The organism is Agrobacterium sp. ST15.16.024 (assembly GCF_027956545.1).
Lineage (GTDB): Bacteria > Pseudomonadota > Alphaproteobacteria > Rhizobiales > Rhizobiaceae > Agrobacterium > Agrobacterium cucumeris.
The window spans coordinates 1-352 of record NZ_JAQKGO010000091.1 but is presented as its reverse complement, the minus strand read 5'-3'; the positions used below and the strand labels follow the sequence as shown (position 1 = coordinate 352).

The following is a 352-nucleotide window of genomic DNA, read 5'->3' as shown; positions in this document are numbered from 1 at the left end:
CAATCAATCCGACCATGATGGTCAGGTGGTGTATGGGGGCCTGCTCAGAAAATATCCTCCCTCTTTTTCATTATTGATTGGCCGCGGCCTGAGGGTTTGTTTGGGTACAAAGGAAACGATTCTGAGAGCGTAATATGCCGCCATTGGGCGGGGTCTACAGCACAAGATGTAACCAATGCGCTGATTGGTGATTAAATCTATGTTAACTTAGTGTTAGTAGAAAATGACTTTTTATCGGTAGGCTATAACCCTGAGTTAACTGTTCATGAAACTGCGTCATCTGGAAATCTTCTATGCCGTCATGACCTGCGGCTCTTTAGCGCGAGCGGCGGAAGCGCTCAATATCTCCCAG

Annotated in this window: 1 protein-coding gene; it reads left to right on the top strand. The window is 46.9% G+C overall.

All coding sequences use genetic code 11. The features are described from left to right. Positions 1-265 precede the first annotated feature (265 nt). Positions 266-352: LysR family transcriptional regulator (locus PL640_RS25880; protein WP_442867060.1), on the top strand; the 87-nt coding region annotated here is incomplete at its 3' end.